The organism is Sphingomonas sp. 3-13AW (genome assembly GCF_049311085.1).
GTDB lineage: Bacteria > Pseudomonadota > Alphaproteobacteria > Sphingomonadales > Sphingomonadaceae > Sphingomonas.
In genome coordinates, this window is sequence record NZ_JASNVZ010000002.1 from 203,466 (window position 1) to 223,150 (window position 19,685).

The 19,685-nt window shown below is 66.5% G+C and carries 15 protein-coding genes; 6 read left to right on the forward strand and 9 right to left on the reverse strand.

The window, feature by feature from the left end:
- Window positions 1–13: 13 nt before the first annotated feature.
- The 3 genes from pyrH to rpsB all read right to left on the reverse strand — a co-directional run bounded on the left by pyrH (window position 14) and on the right by rpsB (window position 2,748).
- The gene (gene pyrH, locus QP045_RS04160) at window positions 14–742 is read right to left on the reverse strand and encodes a UMP kinase (protein WP_422513696.1); all 729 of its coding nucleotides are present in this window, start codon (window positions 740–742) and stop codon (window positions 14–16) included.
- 156 nt (window positions 743–898) lie between these two features.
- Window positions 899–1,834 carry a translation elongation factor Ts gene (gene tsf / locus QP045_RS04165; protein WP_422513697.1) on the reverse strand — a complete coding sequence of 312 codons (936 nt, stop codon included), beginning with the start codon at window positions 1,832–1,834 and terminating at the stop codon, window positions 899–901.
- An 86-nt stretch (window positions 1,835–1,920) separates the two neighbouring features.
- A complete protein-coding gene (gene rpsB / locus QP045_RS04170) occupies window positions 1,921–2,748 on the reverse strand; it encodes a 30S ribosomal protein S2 (RefSeq protein ID WP_422513698.1) in 828 nt (275 codons plus the stop codon).
- Window positions 2,749–3,006: 258 nt separating this feature from the next.
- Between rpsB and QP045_RS04175 the strand changes: the two genes are divergently transcribed.
- A complete protein-coding gene (locus QP045_RS04175; RefSeq protein ID WP_422513699.1) occupies window positions 3,007–3,225 on the forward strand; it encodes a hypothetical protein in 219 nt (72 codons plus the stop codon).
- Here QP045_RS04175 and QP045_RS04180 read toward each other — a convergent pair.
- A complete protein-coding gene (locus QP045_RS04180; RefSeq protein WP_422513700.1) occupies window positions 3,179–3,955 on the reverse strand; it encodes a CDP-alcohol phosphatidyltransferase family protein in 777 nt (258 codons plus the stop codon). The genes QP045_RS04175 and QP045_RS04180 overlap by 47 nt on opposite strands.
- Window positions 3,956–3,965: 10 nt before the next feature.
- A complete protein-coding gene (locus tag QP045_RS04185) occupies window positions 3,966–4,697 on the reverse strand; it encodes a phosphatidylserine decarboxylase (RefSeq protein WP_422513701.1) in 732 nt (243 codons plus the stop codon).
- Between the two features lie 143 nt (window positions 4,698–4,840).
- Between QP045_RS04185 and QP045_RS04190 the strand changes: the two genes are divergently transcribed.
- Window positions 4,841–6,064: an NADP-dependent isocitrate dehydrogenase gene (locus QP045_RS04190; protein ID WP_422513702.1), complete on the forward strand. Its 1,224-nt coding sequence runs from the start codon at window positions 4,841–4,843 to the stop codon at window positions 6,062–6,064.
- Between the two features lie 153 nt (window positions 6,065–6,217).
- Entirely contained in the window at window positions 6,218–7,990 is a 1,773-nt protein-coding gene (locus QP045_RS04195) for a cation:proton antiporter (protein ID WP_422513703.1), read from the forward strand.
- Window positions 7,991–8,180: 190 nt separating this feature from the next.
- Here QP045_RS04195 and alaS read toward each other — a convergent pair whose 3' ends face one another.
- On the reverse strand, window positions 8,181–10,835 hold the full coding sequence (alaS, locus tag QP045_RS04200; protein WP_422513704.1) for an alanine--tRNA ligase: 2,655 nt from the start codon (window positions 10,833–10,835) through the stop codon (window positions 8,181–8,183).
- A gap of 196 nt (window positions 10,836–11,031) precedes the next feature.
- On the opposite strand from alaS, the gene QP045_RS04205 reads away from it, so the two are divergent.
- Window positions 11,032–12,357 (forward strand): dicarboxylate/amino acid:cation symporter, encoded by a 1,326-nt coding sequence (locus QP045_RS04205; protein ID WP_422513705.1) that lies wholly within the window; start codon window positions 11,032–11,034, stop codon window positions 12,355–12,357.
- On the opposite strand, the gene QP045_RS04210 is transcribed toward QP045_RS04205, so the two are convergent.
- Window positions 12,358–12,999 carry a glutathione S-transferase family protein gene (locus QP045_RS04210; protein ID WP_422513706.1) on the reverse strand — a complete coding sequence of 214 codons (642 nt, stop codon included), beginning with the start codon at window positions 12,997–12,999 and terminating at the stop codon, window positions 12,358–12,360. It lies immediately after the preceding gene.
- 145 nt (window positions 13,000–13,144) lie between these two features.
- Between QP045_RS04210 and QP045_RS04215 the strand changes: the two genes are divergently transcribed.
- Both QP045_RS04215 and QP045_RS04220 read left to right on the forward strand, forming a co-directional pair.
- Window positions 13,145–14,335: an aromatic amino acid transaminase gene (locus tag QP045_RS04215; RefSeq protein WP_422513707.1), complete on the forward strand. Its 1,191-nt coding sequence runs from the start codon at window positions 13,145–13,147 to the stop codon at window positions 14,333–14,335.
- Window positions 14,336–14,422: 87 nt separating this feature from the next.
- Window positions 14,423–15,562 (forward strand): aminotransferase class I/II-fold pyridoxal phosphate-dependent enzyme, encoded by a 1,140-nt coding sequence (locus QP045_RS04220; protein WP_422513708.1) that lies wholly within the window; start codon window positions 14,423–14,425, stop codon window positions 15,560–15,562.
- Between the two features lie 6 nt (window positions 15,563–15,568).
- On the opposite strand, the gene QP045_RS04225 is transcribed toward QP045_RS04220, so the two are convergent.
- Both QP045_RS04225 and QP045_RS04230 read right to left on the reverse strand, forming a co-directional pair.
- A complete protein-coding gene (locus QP045_RS04225) occupies window positions 15,569–16,840 on the reverse strand; it encodes a histidine-type phosphatase (protein ID WP_422513709.1) in 1,272 nt (423 codons plus the stop codon).
- 20 nt (window positions 16,841–16,860) lie between these two features.
- Window positions 16,861–19,665, reverse strand: a complete 2,805-nt coding sequence (locus QP045_RS04230) for a TonB-dependent receptor (protein WP_422513710.1) — start codon at window positions 19,663–19,665, stop codon at window positions 16,861–16,863.
- Window positions 19,666–19,685: the final 20 nt, after the last annotated feature.

A 19,685-nucleotide genomic window follows, 5' to 3' on the forward strand; every position in this document is an offset into this window, starting at 1 on the left:
GATCAGGCTCCTGTTATGCGTTGTTCTGGTTCTGGACGATCGTCGCGGTGCCTTCGCCCCGCAGTACGGCTGCCAGATTGCCCTCGTCGCGGATGTTGAACACGACGATGGGGATGTCGTTGTCGCGGCAGAGCGCGACGGCGCTTGCGTCCATGACCTTGAGGTCATCGGCAAGCACGCGGCCGAAGCTGAGCGTTTCGTAGCGCTTGGCCGTGGGTACCTTCTTCGGATCGGCATCATAGACGCCGTCGACACTGGTGCCCTTGAACAGGGCGCTGCAGCCCATTTCGGCGGCCCGCAGCGCAGCGGTGGTGTCGGTGGTGAAGAACGGGCTGCCGGTACCGGCGGCGAAGATCACCACCCGTCCCTTCTCCATGTGGCGAACGGCGCGACGGCGGATGTACGGCTCGCACACCGACGCCATCGGGATCGCCGACTGGACGCGGGTTTCGACGCCGATCCGCTCGAGCGCGTTCTGCACGGCGAGCGCGTTCATGACGGTTGCCAGCATGCCCATATAGTCGGCGCTGGCGCGGTCGAAGCCCTGGGCAGCACCGGCCAGGCCGCGGAAGATGTTGCCGCCGCCGACGACCAGGCACAGTTCGTGCCCCTCGTCACGGGCGGCCTTCACCTCACGCGCGACGCGGTCGCACGTTGCGGGATCTATGCCGAACTGACCTGGTCCCATCAGGACCTCGCCCGAGAGTTTCAGAAGGATGCGATCAAAGCGAGGCAGGGTCATGACACCTTGTACATAAGGGTTCGGGGACGGCGCGAACCTTAGGCGCGAGCGGCAGCGATGCCAAGCGCCGATGCCGTGCAGATCCCGTGAATACGACAGCGGGCGCGGCCACCCGAGGGTAGCCGCGCCCGCCCGAAGATCGCGTGAAAGCGAGACTTACTTGGCGATGCCGGCGGTTGCCGCCACTTCCGCTGCGAAGTCGCTCTCTTCCTTCTCAATGCCCTCGCCGAGCTGGAAGCGGACATAGTCCTTCAGCACGATGGTGGCGCCGGCGTCCTTGCCCGCCTTGGCGATCACGTCCTGGACCGGCGTCTTGCCGTCCATGACGAATGCCTGCGTCAGGAGCGCGTTCTCCTTCTTGAACTTCTCGATCGGGCCGTTGAGAATCTTCTCGGCCACTTCGGCGCTCTTGCCGACGATCTTCTCCGCGTTCTTCTCGCGCAGGACCGCAGCTTCACGCTCGACGACGTCCGGATCCAGCGTCTCGACCGACAGCGCCAGCGGGAACGCCGCAGCAATGTGCATCGCGATCTGCTTGCCCAGCGGCTCGAGCACGTCGGCGGGTGCCTCGCTCTCGAGCGCAACCAGCACGCCGATCTTGCCGAGGCCTGCCGAAGCGGCGTTGTGGACGTACGGGACGACCACGCCGTTGGTGACTTCGAGGCGCTTGGCGCGACGGATCGACTGGTTCTCGCCGATGGTGGCGATGTTGTGGGTCAGCACGTCGGCAACGGTGGTGCCCGATGCCATCGCCGCACCCTTGATCGCTTCAACGTCGTCACCGACGGAGAGGGCGACCTGGGTCACTTCGCGAACGAAATTCTGGAACTGGTCGTTCTTGGCGACGAAGTCGGTCTCGGAGTTGACCTCGACTGCCGCGCCGACGGTGCCGGCAACAGCAACGCCGACCAGGCCCTCGGCCGCGGTGCGGCTGGACTTCTTGGCGGCGGCGGCGAGGCCCTTGGTGCGCAGCCAGTCAACGGCTGCTTCCATGTCGCCGCCGTTCTCGGCCAGCGCCTTCTTGCAATCCATCATGCCCGCGCCGGAACGCTCGCGCAGTTCCTTGACGGCGGCGGCGGTGATCTCTGCCATGTGGTGGCTCCTTGTCTGTCAGCTAAAGCTACGGGCGGGGCGAAGCGTCACGCCCCACCCCGCCCGGAAAGTTCGACCAGCGTCGATCAGGCGTCGAGCTGGCGCTCGCCCTCGGCAGCCGCTGCGGGCTCCGTGGTGGCTGCCGGATGCTCCGGATCGCCTGCGGTCAGGGCTTCCTCGACCGGCGGCTCTTCCATTGCACCCATGTCGAAGTCAGCCTCTGCCATCTGCTGATGGCCACCGCGGGTCGCGGCGATCGCCACTGCTTCGCAGTAGAGACGGATCGCACGGCTTGCGTCGTCGTTCGCGGGGACCGGGAACGCGATGCCGTCCGGCGAGACGTTCGAGTCGAGGATCGCGACGACGGGGATGCCAAGGGTGTTGGCTTCCTTGATCGCGAGCTCCTCCTTGTTGGCGTCGATCACGAACATGATGTCCGGGATGCCGCCGAGGTCGCGGATACCGCCCAGCGACAGCTCGAGCTTGTCGCGCTCACGGGTGAGCTGCAGCACTTCCTTCTTGGTGAGGCCGTGCGTGTCGCCCGACAGCTGCTCCTCGAGCGTCTTGAGACGCTTGATCGACTGGGAAATGGTCTTCCAGTTGGTGAGCATGCCGCCCAGCCAGCGGTGGTTGACGAAATGCTGGCCCGACTTGCGCGCGGCGTCAGCGATCGGCTCCTGCGCCTGGCGCTTGGTGCCGACGAACAGAACCTTGCCGCCAGCGGCCACGGTCGACGACACGAACTCGAGCGCGCGCGCGAACAGCGGCACGGTCTGCGAGAGGTCGAGGATGTGAACACCGTTGCGGTCGCCGAAAATGTACGGCTTCATCTTCGGGTTCCAGCGGTGGGTCTGGTGACCGAAGTGCGCGCCCGATTCGAGCAGCTGCTGCATGGAGACGACGGGTGCCGCCATAGGGATAACTCCTTCCGGTTGAGCCTCTGGGAAGCAGGAATCCGACGGCCTGATGGCCTTCGAACACCGGTATGTAGCGCTTCCCATGCGGGGTTGAGGCGGCGCGCTTAGCGCAAGACCGGGCGTTGATCAAGCATTGACACAGGAACGTAAGCGGAACACAACAGGACCACAACGGGATTTCGGAACAATCCGGTGCGCGCCTCTTTTTTCTTAAAGAAGCGTTACCGCGTTCCGACGAGCGCTCGGAGGTTGTTCATGGCCAGTCTGTTTGCTTCACTACTCTTTGCCCTCACCTTCGCGGTGGCGATCTCCACCATTGTCGCGACCGTTGCACCCGAATGGCAGCGGATCCTGCGCCTGCTGCGCAACGGGCCCCAGGCGCCGATGGAACGGCTGCCGGCGGTGCGGTTGTCCTCGCGCCGCGACCTTATTCGGCAGCGGGCAACGGCGCGGACCCTTCGCGCAGCCGCTTGACCCGGCGGTAGGACCGGATGCTGAACGGCAGCGTCGCGAGATAGGCGATGCACAGCACCGTGAGCGTGGGCCATGGCGCGGAGACCAGCGCCGCGGCTGCGACCACTACCACCACGATCGCCTCGAACCGGATGTTCCGGCGCAGTTTGAGGGACGACCAGCTGTAGGTCGCGAGGCTGGAGACCATCAGGAAGGCGACGAACGCCACCCAGGGCGCCACCAGCCAGGGCGAGCGGAACATTGGCTCGTCCGACCACAGCCAGGCATAGATCGGCAGCATGGCAAGACCGGCCCCGGTGGGTGCCGGAATGCCGGTCAGGAAGCCGGCCGACTTGTGCGGCTGTTCCGCGACGTCGATCTGGGCGTTGAAGCGGGCGAGCCGGAGCGCGCAGAAGACCGCGTAGACAAGCGCACAGATCCATCCGACCCGCGGCGCTGCACCCAGCGACCAGAGGTAGAGGATCAGCGCAGGCGATACGCCGAACGAAATCGCGTCAGAGAGCGAGTCGAGTTCCGCGCCGAACCGGCTTTGCCCGCGGATCATCCGGGCGATGCGGCCGTCGACCCCGTCGAGAACGCCGGCGACCAGGATCATGATGATCGCCCGCTCCCAGTCGCCGCCGATTGCAAAGCGGATGCCGGTGAGGCCGGAACACAGCGCCAGTGCGGTGACCGCGTTGGGCGCGACGGCTCGCAGTGGAATACCACCTGCGGAACGCGGACGACGCATCGCGGCCGCCTTACTGGGCGACGCCGGCGGGCGCCGGCACTGCAGGACGACCGAGGATGGTCTCGCCGGCGATGCTGCGCTGGCCGAGAATCACCTGCGGCTCGATACCGTCCGGCAGGAACACGTCGACGCGGCTGCCAAAGCGGATGAGGCCCACGCGCTGTCCGGCGGCGATAATGTCTCCAGGCTTCACGAAGCCCACGATGCGGCGTGCGACCAGTCCGGCGATCTGGGTGAAGCCGATGCGGCGGCCGTACATGTCCTCCACCACGATGTGCTGACGCTCATTCTCGTCGCTGGCCTTGTTGAGGTCGGCGTTGAGGAACTTGCCGGAGATGTAGACCACCTGCCGGACGGTGCCGGCGATCGGCGAGCGATTGATGTGGACGTCGAACACGCTCATGAAAATCGAGACGCGAACCAGCGGCTCGTCGCCCAGGCCGTTGGGGCCACGCAGCTCGGGCGGCAGGGGCACGCGCTCGATCATCGTCACCAGGCCGTCGGCTGGGGCGACGATCAGGTCGGCTCCCTGCGGCGTCACCCGGACCGGATCGCGGAAGAACGCCGCCACCCAGATGGTGAAACCGATCAGCGCGCAGCCGAGCTCGTCCCACACGAAGAAGAAGACGATCGCGGCGACGGCCGCGGAAATCGCAACATATTTGCGACCCTCGGGGTGAACCGAAGGCCAGCGCCATTTGACCGTCGTCGTCACGATCGGCGGTTTTTCTAAGGATGCCATGCCGGGCGGTGTACCCGGCCGCCGTTCGCCTGACAACACGCGCGCTTCGCCGCGCGCCTCCCCAAGGCTGCCGGTTGATCGTCGCCCAGGTTGCTCCTAGACGCAGGGGCAATCCCCTTTGCAGCAAATCGGAAAGCGAGATCATGGCCAAGATCAAGGTGAAGACGCCCGTCGTGGAGATCGACGGCGACGAGATGACGCGCATCATCTGGGCGTGGATCCGTGAGCGGCTGATCCTCCCCTACCTCGACATCGACCTCGAATATTACGACCTGGGCATTCAGAAGCGCGACGAGACGGACGACCAGATCACCGTCGATTCGGCCAAGGCGATCCAGAAGTACGGCGTCGGCGTGAAGTGCGCCACGATCACCCCGGACGAGGCACGCGTCGAGGAATTCGGCCTCAAGAAGATGTGGCGTTCGCCCAACGGCACGATCCGCAACATCCTGGGCGGCGTGATCTTCCGCGAGCCGATCGTCATCAAGAACGTACCCCGCCTGATTCCGGGCTGGACCCACCCGATCGTCGTCGGCCGCCATGCATTTGGCGACCAGTACAAGGCGACCGACTTCAAGGTGCCCGGTGCGGGCAAGCTGACCATGAAGTTCGAGGGCGTCGACGGCCAGGTCATCGAGCACGAAGTGTTCGACTTCCCGGCTTCGGGCGTCGCGATGGGCATGTACAACCTGGACGAATCGATCCGCGACTTCGCCCGCGCGAGCATGAACTACAGCCTGGGCCGCGGCTGGCCGCTGTATCTTTCGACCAAGAACACCATCCTCAAGGCCTATGACGGCCGCTTCAAGGACATCTTTGAAGAGGTGTTCGCGACCGAGTTCGCCGACAAGTTCCAGGAAGCCGGCATCGTCTACCAGCACCGCCTGATCGACGACATGGTCGCCTCGGCGCTCAAGTGGCACGGCGAGTTCGTCTGGGCCTGCAAGAACTATGACGGCGACGTGCAGTCGGATCAGGTCGCGCAGGGCTTCGGCTCGCTGGGCCTGATGACGTCGGTGCTGATGAGCCCGGACGGCAAGACGATCGAGGCAGAGGCGGCGCACGGCACCGTCACCCGCCACTATCGCCAGCACGAGCAGGGCAAGGCGACCTCGACCAACCCGATCGCCTCGATCTTCGCATGGACCGGCGGCCTGAAGTACCGCGGCAAGTTCGACGGCACCCCGGAAGTGACGAAGTTCGCCGAGACGCTGGAGCGCGTCTGCATCGAGACCGTCGAGAACGGCCACATGACCAAGGATCTCGCGATCCTGATCGGCCCGGACCAGCCCTGGATGACGACCGAGCAGTTCTTCGAGCAGGTCCGCGTGAACCTGGAGAGCAAGATGGGCGCGATCGCCGCCTGATCTTCGGCTCGAGCGAGCAACGGGAAGGGGCCGGCGGGGCGATCCGCCGGCCCCTTTTCTGTTGGATACCTCGCACGTCGCCAGCCGGCCCGCGCGCAAAGATCGCGTAGCAGCGACGTTGGCATCCGCCGCGCCATCCGCAACAAGGGCTGCATGCCACTACCGATCGACTCGACCCCGTTCAGCGACTCCCTGGTTATCCTGGGCGCTGCCGGGCTCGTCATCCCGGCCTTTGCGCGGTTCCGCGTCAACCCGGTGATCGGATTTATCCTCGTGGGCGTATTGGTCGGCCCGGCAGGACTTGGCGGGTTGGTCGACCGGTTTCCTTGGCTGTTTCACGTCACCATCACGGACCGACATTCGATCGAGCCGTTCGCCGAGTTCGGCATCGTCCTGCTATTGTTCTCCATCGGCCTGGAGCTGTCGTTCCGGCGATTATGGGCGATGCGCGCGCAGGTGTTCGGCCTGGGCGCGTCGGAACTGCTGCTGGCGGCGGCAGTGATCGGCGGCGGCCTGTTCCTGCTGGGCCAGAAGCTCCCCGGCGCGATGGGGCTGGGCCTCGCTCTCGCGCTCTCCTCCACCGCGCTGGTCCTGCCGATGGCGGGCACGACCAGCACCGTTGGGCGCACTGCCTTCTCGATGCTGTTGTTCGAGGATCTGGCGCTGGTGCCGATCATCTTCGCGCTGGGGGCACTCGCGCCCAATGCGCAGGACGCCGGTTGGGGCGGGCTGATCCAGACGCTCATCTGGGGATCGGTGGCGATCGCGGGCTTGTTCGTCGGCGGCCGACTGGTGCTGCCGAGGCTGTTCGCCCAGGCGGCTCGCACCAAGAGCCCCGAGCTATTCCTTTCTGCGAGCCTGCTGGTGGTGATCGTCGCCAGCATGGTCACCACCGCCGCCGGGCTGTCGCCGATCGTCGGCGCGCTGCTGGCGGGCCTGCTGATCGCGGAGACCGAGTATCACACCGAAGTCGAGGTGATAACAGCGCCCTTCAAGGGTCTGGCACTGGGCGTTTTTCTGATCACCATCGGCATGAGCTTGGACTTGCGCTCGATCGCCGAGAACTGGCTGACACTTGCCGCCGCGGTCGGCGGGGTCGTGCTGGTGAAGGCGCTGGTGACCGCCGCCATGCTGCGCATCGCGGGCCTGCGCCGCGGCGTGGCGGCGGAGACCAGCCTGTTGATGGCGAGTCCATCCGAGACGACGCTGATCGTGCTCGCCACCGCCGCACAGGCGCAGCTGATCCAGCCTTCGACGGCGGCCTTCTGGCAGACGGTCACCGCGGTTGGCCTCACCATCACGCCCCTGCTGGCGACGATCGGCAAACGGGCGGCGCGCAAGATCGACCTTGGCACGGGCGTGGAAGAACCGCAGCCGAGTGCGGACGGACCGGGCGCGGTCATCATCGGCTTCGGCCGGGTGGGCCAGATGGTCGCGGACATGCTGCGCGCGCATAACAAGCCCTTCATCGCGGTGGAGTCCAACATCGACACCGTCGCGGCGGCGCGGCGCGACGGATACCCCGTCATCTTCGGGGATGTCGTGCGCCCCGAACTGGTCGACCGGCTGAACCTTGGCCGCGCCACCGCCCTGATCCTGACCATGGATGAGCCCGTGCTGACGGTCCGTATCGTTCGCCGGGTACGCGCCTGGGTACCGGACCTGACGATCGTCGCCCGCGCCCGCGACGCCGCCCACGCCGCCGAACTTTACGCCGCCGGCGTTACCGAAGCGGTGCCGGAGACGCTGGAAAGCTCGCTGCAGCTTTCGGAGGCAGTGCTGGTGGAGATGGGCGTCCCGATGGGACCGGTGATCGCATCCATTCACGAAAAGCGCGATGAACTACGGCGCGAGATCCGCGAGGCCGCCGGGCTGGAGCGCGAACCCCGGCTGCGGCGGATGCGACGCAACGATGTCCCGGGATAGTCTCGGACCGCAAGCCTGCGAGCTCCGAGTGTTTGCGAGCTGAATCGACCAAATCTACCATAAAGACAGAAGGTTGGCGGCCGAACTTACCGGTCAAATTGATCGAATAGAGCGCGCTAAGCTGCCGCTAACGAAGTCGGCGGCTCAGTGTGAGCAAGGATCAGGGGCGGAGTTGATCCGCCCTGCCCGTTCAGGCCGCGACCGGCTCCAACGCCGCGCGAACGGCGGCGAGAGCGTCAGCTCCCTTATCGCCGTCCGGGCCGCCGCCCTGGGCCATGTCGGGCCGGCCGCCGCCGCCCTGCCCGCCAAGCGCCGCCACCGCAGCCTTGACGAGATCGACCGCGCTGTGGGTTCCGACCAGATCGGCCGTGACGCCGACCGCGACCGAGGCACGACCCTCGTTGACCGCGACCAGGGCGACCACACCGGAGCCGATGCGCTGCTTGGCTTCGTCAACCGCGCCGCGCAGTGCCTTGGCCTCCAGGCCATCGAGCACCTGCCCGACGAATGCGACGCCGCCCACCGTCTCCGGGCCTGCCGGTGCGGCACCGGCGCCACCACCTAGTGCCAGCGCCTTCTTGGCCTCAGCCAGTTCGCGTTCCAGTCGGCGACGTTCCTCGACCAGCGTCGCCACCCGCGCGGGCACTTCGTCGGGAGTGGCTTTCAGCATGGCTGCTGCCTCACGCAGCTTTTCGTCGCGACCGGCGAGCCACTGGCGGGCGGTTTCGCCGGTCAGCGCCTCGACCCGGCGCACGCCGCTGGACACGGCGCCTTCGCCGACGATCTTGAATACGCCGATTTCGCCAAGGGCGTTGACGTGCGTGCCGCCGCACAGCTCGATGGAATAGGTACCCTCGGCATCCTCCCCCATCGAGACGACGCGGACTTCGTCGCCGTACTTCTCGCCGAATAGCGCCATCGCCCCCATCGCGATCGCGTCGTCAGGGGTCATGAGCCGGGTGGTGACGGTGCCGTTCCCGCGCACCTGCGCATTCACCTGCGCCTCTACCTCGGCGATGTCGGCGGGTGAGATCGGGGTCGGCTGCGAAAAGTCGAAGCGCAGGCGGTCGGGTGCGACCAGGCTGCCCTTCTGCGCGACATGCGTGCCGAGCCGCTCGCGCAGCGCCTCGTGCAGCAGGTGGGTCGCCGAGTGGTTGGCGCGGATCTGGTTGCGGCGCGCGGTGTCGATCGCGAGGTGTACGCTGTCACCAACCGCCAGCGTCCCCGCATCGATGCGCGTGCGGTGGACGTGAAGCTTGCCGAGCTGCTTGGACGTGTCGAGCACTTCAGCCGAAAGACCCTTGTCGGTGTCGATCGTGCCGCTGTCGCCTACCTGGCCACCGCTTTCGGCGTAGAATGGGGTCTGGTTGGTGATGACGAAGACTTCGTCACCGGCCTCAGCACGATCGACGCGCACGCCGTCGCGGACGAGTGCGATCACTTCGCCCTGCCCCTCGGCCACCGCATAGCCAGTGAACTCGGTGGCGCCGCTTTCCTCGACGATGTCGAACCAGACCTCATCCGAAGCCTTGGCGCCGGAGCCCTTCCAGGCGGCGCGCGCCGCGCGCTTCTGCTCGGCCATCGCGGTTTCAAAGCCGGCGCGGTCGACGCCCAGACCCTGGCTGCGCAGGGCATCCTCGGTCAGGTCATAGGGGAAGCCGAAGGTGTCGTAGAGCTTGAACGCGGTTTCACCGGCGAGCGTGTCGCCCTTGGCCATTCCGGCAGTCGCCTCGTCGAGCAGGCGCAGACCCTTGTCCAGCGTCTGGCGGAAGCGGGTCTCCTCCTGAAACAGCGTGGCTTCGATCAGCGGCTGAGCGCGGACGAGATCCGGATAGGCAGCGCCCATCTCCGCCACCAGCGCGGGGACCATGCGATGCATCAGGGGCTGCTTGGCGCCCAGCAGGTGCGCATGGCGCATGGCGCGACGCATGATGCGGCGAAGCACATAGCCGCGGCCCTCGTTGGCCGGCAGCACGCCGTCCGAGACCAGGAAGCCCGACGCGCGCAGATGGTCGGCGATGATGCGATGGCTCGCCTGCATCGGACCGTCGGTGGGGGCGCCGGTGAGCGCACCCGATTCGTCGATCAGCGCGCGGAAGGTGTCGGTATCGTAATTGTCATGGACGCCCTGCAGGACGGCGGCGACCCGCTCCAGGCCCATGCCAGTGTCGATCGACGGACGCGGCAGTTCGCCGACGATCTCGTTCGCCTGCTGCAGATATTGCATGAAGACGAGGTTCCAGATCTCGACGAACCGGTCGCCATCCTCATCCGGCGATCCCGGAGGTCCGCCGGCGATGTGGTCGCCGTGGTCGAAGAAGATCTCGGAGCACGGCCCGCAGGGGCCGTCATCGCCCATCGCCCAGAAATTGTCCTTCGTCGCGATGCGGATGATGCGGTCGTCGGAAAGGCCGGCGATCTTCTTCCAGAGATCGGCCGCCTGATCGTCGGTGTGATAGACGGTGACGAGCAGCCGGTCCTTTGCGATCCCCCATTCGCGCGTGATCAGGTTCCAGGCGAGCTCGATCGCGCGATCCTTGAAATAGTCGCCGAACGAGAAGTTGCCGAGCATCTCGAAGAAGGTGTGATGGCGCGCGGTGTACCCGACATTGTCGAGGTCGTTGTGCTTGCCACCGGCGCGCACGCACTTCTGCGACGAGGTCGCGGTGCTGTAGGGGCGCGTCTCCAGCCCGGTGAAAACATTCTTGAACGGGACCATGCCTGCGTTCACGAACATCAGCGTCGGGTCGTTCTGCGGCACAAGCGGGGCCGATGGAACGCGCGCATGCCCCTCCTTCTCGAAATAGTCGAGGAACGAGCGGCGAACATCGTTGGTCGAGATCATGCGCGCTGATTAGGCGCAAGGCGCGACCTTGCCAAGCGATCCGAACGCGGTTCATGCCCCTGTTCGGCGAAGGTTCCGCAGAAGCGCGAAAAAAGAGGCGCTGCGGCCTCATTCCGCTACTGTGGAGCGGACAATCGGCTTGACCCGCGCGACGCATTCCCCTTGGTTGCGCGCCGGTTTCCTGGGGGTGTGTTGAATGGCCAAGCGGCTTACCGCGTATATTCTGATTGGACTGGTCGCTGGTCTTGTACTCGGCTGGGTGCTGAATGCGTCACTGGACGATGGCGGCGGCGCGGGTACCGCGCAGCTGAAGGACATCGCCGGCTATTTCTCGATCGTGACTGCCCTGTTCCTGCGGTTGATCAAGATGATCATCGCGCCGCTCGTTTTCTCGACGCTGGTGGTGGGCATCACCCACATGGGCGACACGAGTGCCCTTGGCCGCGTGGGCCTGCGCGCCTTCGCCTGGTTCGTGGGCGCCAGCCTGCTCTCGCTGACGGTCGGCCTGATCCTAGTGAACCTGCTGCAGCCGGGTGTCGGCCTGGGCCTGCCGATGCCGCCGGCGGATGCTTCCGCCGGTCTGGCCAAGGCATCGTTCAACCTCAAGGATTTCGTCAGCCATATCGTCCCGGCCTCGATGGTCGAGGCGATGGCGACCAACGAGATCCTGCAGATCGTCGTCTTCTCGGTGTTCGTGGGCGTCGCGATGACGGCCATCGGCGAAAAGGCCGCGCCGCTTGTGCGCGGGTTGGAAGCTCTGGTGCAGGTGATGCTCCAGATCACCGACTATGTGATGCGATTCGCGCCCATCGCGGTGTTCGCGGCCGTCGCCGGTACGCTTGCCGAACAGGGCCCGAGCGTGATCGGCCAGCTCGCCTACTTCATGGGCAGCGTCTATGCCGGCCTCGCCGCGCTGTGGCTGCTCTTGTTCGGCGTTGCCTTCGTGGTGATCGGTCCCCGGATCCTGCAGCTGATCCGGTACCTGCGTGAGCCGATCCTGCTGGGCTTCTCGACCGCATCGTCCGAAGCCGCCTTCCCGCGTACGCTGGAAGCACTCGACCGGTTCGGCGTGCCTCCGCGCATCGCCAGCTTCGTGCTGCCGCTCGGCTATTCGTTCAACCTGGACGGGTCGATGATGTACATGACGTTCGCGTCGCTGTTCATCGCCCAGGCCTATGGCATCGACCTCTCCATCGGCCAGCAGATCACCATGTTGCTGGTGCTGATGGTGACGTCGAAGGGCATTGCCGGGGTTCCGCGCGCAAGCCTGGTGGTGATTGCGGCCACGCTGGCGATGTTCGACATCCCGGAAGCGGGCCTGCTGCTGATCCTGGCGGTCGATCACTTCCTCGACATGGGCCGCACCGCCACCAACGTGGTCGGCAATGCGATCGCTGCGACCGTGATCGCGAAGTGGGAGGGCGGCTTCGACCCGCCCGAGCCGCCGGAGATCGAGCCGCCGCGCGCGCCCTCCGGTCACCCGCGCGAGGATGTTCCGGACAGCTTCCGGGACATGGGCTGATCAGGCGTAGGCGTAGGGCCCGCCCTTCGCCAACGCCGCACCATAGGCGGGGCGCGCATGGATGCGCTCAAGCCAATCGATCGTAGCCGGGCGGGTCTCATCGAGGCCCGCCCGATTGCGTGCCGCCTCCAGCGGGAAACTCATCATGACGTCGGCCGCGCTGAAGCGATCGCCGGCGAACCAGTCGCGGCGCGAAAGCTCTCCCTCCACATAATCGAGGTGGACGTCGATCATCGGCTGGATGCGGCGCTGCGCCGCCTTGCCCAGCAACGGCACCCGTCCCAGCACCAGCTTGATCAAGAGCGGCGGCATCAGCGAGCCCTCCGCATAATGGAGGAAGTGGCGATAGCGCATCGCGGACTGGTGGTGCGCCGGTGCACCGAGCCGGCCATCGGCCTTTTCGATGAGATATTCGACGATCGCGCCCGTCTCTGCCACGACCACGGCGGTGCCGCCCGCCGACGCTGCATCCTCGATCACCGGCGCCTTGCCCAGCGGGTGCACCTCGCGCAGTTCGGGCGGGGCGAGCAACGTACGCTTGTTCCGCTTGTAGCGGCGGACTTCATAGGGGAGGCCGAGCTCCTCCAGCAGCCAGAGCACCCGCTGCGAGCGGCTGTTCTCGAGATGGTGAACCGTGATCATCCAGTGCCTCCTGCTGGCCAGCCCAACGCGGCGGGCGGCAACTTGGCTGCAAGCGGATTGCGCGGCGGCCGGTCCGGCGGCTAACCGTCCGCGACATCGCGGGTGCGTCGATCCCGGCGCGCCTTCCCCCCTTTCGGAAGAGACTATGGCCTTCGAACAGCTGACCCTTTTGCCTGCCGATCCGCTATTGGCGCTGATCGGCGCCTATCGCGACGACCCGCGGCCCAACAAGCTCGACCTGGGCGTGGGCGTGTTCCGCGACACAGACGGCGGAACGCCCGTGATGCGTGCGGTCAAGAAGGCCGAGGAGCGGCTGTTCGCGACGCAGGACAGCAAGTCGTATTTGGGACCGGAAGGGGATGCCGCCTTCGTCGCCGCGCTCGCGCCGCTCGTGCTGGGCGACGCGGTGGCGAGCGACCGGCTGGCCGGCGTGCAGACCCCCGGCGGCACCGGCGCATTGCGACTGGGCGCCGAGATGCTGGCGCGGGCCGGCGTCTCGCGCATCTGGATCGCCACGCCGAGCTGGCCCAACCACGCGCCGATTTTTGCAGCCGCAGGACTGAAGCCGGAAGCGTTCGACCCGTTTGATGTCGCGACCCAGACGCTGGATGGCGCGGCGATGCTCACCGCGCTTGACCAGGCGGAGCCGGGCGACGCGGTGCTGCTGCACGGCTGCTGCCACAATCCGACCGGCATCGATCCCGACGCGGCCCTGTGGACGCAGATCGCCGAGCGGGTAGAGGCGCGCGCGCTCGTGCCGTTGGTGGACCTGGCCTATCAAGGACTCGGCGACGGCTGGGACGCGGATGCGGCGGGTGCCAGGACGGTGCTGGCACGCTGCCAGTACGGCCTGCTTGCCTATTCCTGTGACAAGAACTTCGCCCTGTATCGCGAGCGGACGGGCGCACTGTGGACGGTTGCCCCGGACGCGGACGCGAGCGCGATCCTCTATTCCAACCTGCTGGCGCTGGCGCGGGCCAACTGGTCGATGCCGCCCGATCATGGCGCGGCGGCCGCGCGGATCGTGCTGGAGGACGCGGCGCTTGCGGCGGAATGGCGGGCGGAACTCGAAGCCATGCGCGAACGGCTGGCGGCCCTTCGCCAGGGCGTGAGCGCGCTGGGCATGATCGGGAGCATCGACCTGGCGCCGATCGCCGGCGGCAAGGGCATGTTCGCGACCCTGTCGGTCACCCGCAGTCAGGTGGCATGGCTGCGCGAACATCACGCGATCTACATGGCAGCGTCGGGTCGTATCAATATCGCCGGGTTCAGCGAGGCAAGCATCGCGCCGTTCGGCGAGGCGTTGAAGGCGTTGGTCGCAGCCGAGGTTGCATAAGGGCGAACGTCGTTCGCTGGCCCATCAAGCGGTTCGCGGCCGCTTCCGGGGCTAGCGCGTGGGCGGGCGGCGTGGAATGGGGTTCGGATGAGCAGCGCCGTCGAACCCTTCCACGCCATCGCCATCAGCCAGCTTGCGCACCAGCTCAAGCGCGAGGGGCGGTCGATCATCCACATGGAGTTCGGCCAGCCCTCGACCGGCGCCCCGACCACCGCGATCGCCGCGGCACATCATGTGCTCGACAACGATGGGATGGGCTATTGGGAGAGCCCGACGCTGAAGGCACGGATTGCCCGCCATTATGCCGACCGCTATGGCGTTGTGGTCGAGCCCGAGCGCATCCTGCTGACCTGCGGCGCGTCCCCTGCCCTGGTGCTGGCGCTCGCCACGGCATTTCGGCCGGGCGACCGGGTAGCAACCGCCCGGCCCGGCTATGTCGCCTATCGCAACACCTTGCGCGCCCTCCACATGCAGCCGGTCGAGATCGACTGTGGCGAGGAGGTGCGCTTCCAGATGTCGCGGGAGGCGCTGGCGGCGCTCGACCCCGCGCCCAAGGGCCTGATCCTGGCGAGCCCCGCCAATCCGACCGGCACGATCATCCCCACCGAGCAACTCGCCGACATCGCCGAGCTCTGCCGGGCCCGCGGCATCCGCATCCTGTCGGACGAGATCTACCACGGGCTGAGCTATGGCACGCCGGCGGACACGATGCTGCGCCATGCCGAGGATGCGATCATCCTCAACAGCTTTTCCAAATACTTCAGCATGGCCGGATGGCGGCTGGGCTGGATGGTGGCGCCAGCGGACCTGGTCGAGGAAGCGCGCAAGCGGATGGGCAACCTGTTCCTGACGCCGCCGTCGCTCAGCCAGCACGCGGCGCTCGCCGCATTCGACGCGCTGGAGGAGCTGGAGGGGCACGTCGAGACCTATCGACGCAATCGCGAGCTGCTGCTCGCCGCCCTGCCCGAGCTTGGCCTGGGCGACATCGCGCCCCCCGACGGCGCCTTTTATATCTATGCCTCGGTCGCGCACCTGACCGACGACAGCATCGGCTTTTGCAAGCGGATGCTGGTCGACACCGGGATTGCGGCGGCGCCGGGCGTCGACTTCGATCCCGTTCGGGGTCACCAGTTCGTTCGGTTCAGCTTCGCGGTCGCGACGCCGCTGGTCGAGGAAGCCATTGCGCGGCTGCGCAGCTGGCTTCCAGCGCAGGCACGCGCCGCTTGATCGGGCTCAATCCTCGGCCGGGTTGCCGAGTTTGGCCGCGGTGATGCGATTGAAGGTCACGAGCGGGCACGGCGTCTCGGCATCTCCACAGCCGGGAATGGCGATGTAGCGCCGGACGGGAGGATTGCGCTTGCCGAGTTCGGCGAGGTCGCGGACCTGGTCCATCGTCTGCGACTGCACGAATGCGCGGACGAAGCGGTTTCCTTGCGCATCGCTCCAGCGTTCGAAGCCGATCGCGCCGCCGGGCGAAATATCGTCGCGTGGATAGTCCGCCATCGTCCAGTGCAGGTCGTAGAAGCCGCCGAGAGCCGCCAGGTTGCTGTCGTGGCCGAACAACAGGGTCACTTTGGCGTCGCCCTGGCTTAGCGCCATGCCGATCCGACGTGCGATCGGCGCCGCCACCCGCTCGGCTACATAGGCAGGGCGCGTTTCGTACCGAAACTTGATCGGGTGGAAGCGCAGCATCGTCTGGATGTCGCGCTTGGAAGCCCGACCCCAGCCGACCGAGCGCATCGGCATTCCCTCCAGATACTGGAGCAGGATCGTCTGGCCCACGGTGGAGGCGAAGCCGAGCGCACCGTCCAGGTCGGGCTTGTCCCCCGGCTCTGCCACGAGTTTTGAAGCGCGGTGCGTGGCGCAGGCGGGCCGGCGCCTGGCGGTGGTTGCGCAGGCCTTGCCGGGGCAGCAGCCGACGACGCGATCCAGCACGTCGAAGGCATCGGCGTTGCGTTCAACCACTTCCGCGATCCCGCCAGGAGGCAGCAGCGCTTCGGCGGCGGCGAGCGCCTTTTGCCCGTTGATTTCCATGCTGCCGTCGAGCGGATGGAAGACGACATCGTCGTCCTCGTTGGCAGGATGGTCGAGCGGAACGGCACAGCCGGGCTGGAGCGTCTCAAGAAACGCCTTCCCGGTCTTGATTGCGCGTGATGCGGAGCTGGCCCACGCGACTATTGTACCGGGGGCAGCACAGCCGGATGCCGGCAACAGGCCCTGTTCTGCAAAGAGCGCACCGTCATAGGAGCCCAGACGCCGGATGGCGTCGGCGCCGTGAGGGGTGAGGTCGCCTGCCGGGGTCGACCAAGCCGGCCAGGGTTGGCGGGTGGTGCCGACCGGGGTCGCTGGAAACTTGGTCGAGGGGCGCACGCCGTGACGCATCAGCAACACGACGCGATCGAGTTTGAGCGTGCCCGTGGCCGCGGGTTCTGGCGCCGCCTGAGCCGCGGCCGACTGCGTGAGCGCGAGGATCCCGAGGGCGGCGCAGGCGAGATACTGGGTCATGTCTGGTGCTCTCCTGCCGCTCACATCGTGATCTTGAAACCAAACTTCCCCGTCCAGCCATATTCCTCGTGCTGGGCGATGCGGCGGCCACCAGCCTGCGTTCCCGTATAGTAGCGATCGAAGGGTTCGTTGCCGACGTTGATGAAGTCTGCCGTGAGCTGAACACCCGGCGCAACCCGGAGCTTTGCCCCGACGTCGAACAGCAGGCGGTGATCGACATAAATGTCACCGTCGCCGTCGGCAGTGACCTCGTCGAGATAGCGACCGCGATAGGTACCGCTCGCCCTCAGCTGGAGCGGGCCCTTGTCATAGCCGACGAAGGCGTTCCAGATGTGCCTGGAGCTGCCGGGCAGCGTCAGCTCGCGGCCATAGAGCGTCGCCTCGGTGTCGACATAGGTGTAGTTCCCGCCGACCAGCAGGCCGTCGAGCGGTGATGGCAGGAAGCTGAGGGCAGCCTGAAGGTTCAGCTCGACGCCTGAGACCTTCGCGGTGTCCCCATTCAGGGCGATGGTGGCCTCGTCGATCACGATGCCGCCGAAGTTGTAATCGTCGATCCGGGACTGGAAGATGAAGTCCGATATCCGCTTGTGGAACACCGCCACCTCGGCGAGCGCGTTCGGGGCGAAGTAATATTCGGCCGACGCATCGAAATTCCAGGAGCGGTAGGGCTTGAGCGCGGGATTGCCGAATTCGCCCTCACCCTCGGTCACATTATAGGAGAAGCGGGGGGCGAGGTCCGAGACGTTGGGCCGTACCAGGCTGCGCGTGGCCGCGGCGCGGAGCACCAGCTTCGACGTCGGCTCGAAGCGGATGTTAAGGCTGGGCAGCCAGTTGGTGTAGCTGCGATCGAAGGTGACGGGCGTCGCCTCCACCGCATCGGCGTCGATCGCGTAGCCGCGCATCCTGTTCTCGGTGTGCTCCATGCGAACACCGCCGATCGCGCGCAGCGCGCCGCTGTCGTAGCGGAGCTGGCCGTAGCCCGCATAGATGTCCTCATCGACGCCATAGCTGGCCGAGAGGCTGGAGAGGATGCTGTCCTCCTCGTTGCGGATGAGGCGGTCGCGGTTCGCCTGGAACCACCCGCGCACGGCCAAGGGGTCGACCGCCGGGTTCATGTCCACCAGACCCTTGCCACCGATCGACCGGGAGAGATCGGCCAGCGTCGGGAAGCTGCCTCCGGTGAGGGCGTCATAGCTGTTGAAGTCCAGGTCGTACTGCTTGCGGCGGAAGCGGCCCTTGAAGCCGGTCTTCACCTGCAACGTGCCCGAGGCGAGCGGAACGTCCCGGGCGATGTCCAGGCGGGTCGCCCATTCGCGATCGGTGCTGAGGCCGTCCGTAGTCTCGATGGCGCTCATCGGATCGCTGCCGTTGGTGAAGCGCGCGGGATCGCTGACACTATACTCCGGCGTCTGCGTGTCGAGGCCGGAGAGCGTCACCCCGATCTGGCTGGTGCCGGCCTGGAAGCGGCGATCGAAGATCGTATCCTGGCGATTGGGCTCGCGTTCTTCCGAATGGGAGAAGCTGCCTGAATAGTCGATCGTCCAAAGTCCCGCCTCGGTCTTGCCGCCGACCGTCCCGGAATAAACGTTCTGGATTTCGGTGCGGTCCTTCATCTCGCGGCGAACGCGGATGCGGTTGGCGGCACCCGCGCCGGAGAGAAAGCTGGCGCTACTGCCGTCGCCTGCGACCGGCTGCCCGCCAAAGGTGAAGCGCAGGCGGCTGCGCTGCTCGTCGTCGCGAAACGAACTGACGATGCCGCGCGCGTAGAGGGTGGTGCCGACGGTCGGGCGCCAGTCGAGCGAGAGCGCCCCTGCCATGCGCGTGCGCGTCACGTCATAGGCGCGATAGTCGACCTCCTCCGGATAGGCGACACCGGCATCGCTGCGCGCCCAGTCGGACGTCTCCACCCCGTCGGTGCCGAAGCGGCGGCGATAATAAGAGGCACCACCCGAGATGCCGAAGTCCGGCGTGATGCGCTTGGAGAAGTCCACCGCCCCCTTGGGCGAGGCGCGGTCGCGCAGATCGTTGTAGCTTTCCTCAAAGCTGAAGCTCAGCAGGTCCTTCTTGCGGTCAAAGGCGCTGGTCGTCTTCACCTCGATCGAGCCGCCGATGGTGTCCGCATCCATGTCCGGCGTCAGCGTCTTCTTCACCTCGATCGAGCCGACCAGCTCCGACGGGAGGGTGTCGAGCGCCAGCGCGCGATTGTCCGCCTCCGGAGAAGGAATGCGGGCGCCGTTGATGGAGACGTTGTTGAGCTGGGGTGCGAGGCCGCGCACCACGACGAAGCGCCCCTCCCCCTGATCGTCCTGTACGGAGATGCCGGGCACACGGCGCAACGCCTCTGCCACGTTCTGGTCCGGGTTCTGGCCGATCGCGTCGCGCGACAGCACGCTTTCGACGCCGTCGGCGGAGCGCTTCTGCGAGAGCGCGCTCGCCTGATTGGCGGCCAGCCCCACGACGAGGATGGTGTCGGCCGCGTCGGCGGCAGCGCCAGCGGGAGCGAGCGCGAAGTCGGCGACCGCGTCGCTGTCGTTCGCCACGATGACGTGCCGACTCGAGTCGGCGGCGCCGATGTAGCGGGCGACTATAGTGTAATCGCCTGGCGCCACGTCGACGAAGCGGAAGCGCCCATCCCGGTTTGCCTGGGCTACCCGGTTGAGTTCGATGATGCGAAGTTCGGCCCCATTCAGGCTGCGGGTGCCGCTCGCGTCCACGACGGTCCCGGTTACGTCACGCGCGAAAGCGGGACCGGCGATGGCGAGCGACAAGGTGGATGCAAGCAGAGCCGAGCGCAGCAGTGCGCGGGCAAGTCGAGCGTTTGACACGCGAATTTCCCCCAGGAAAG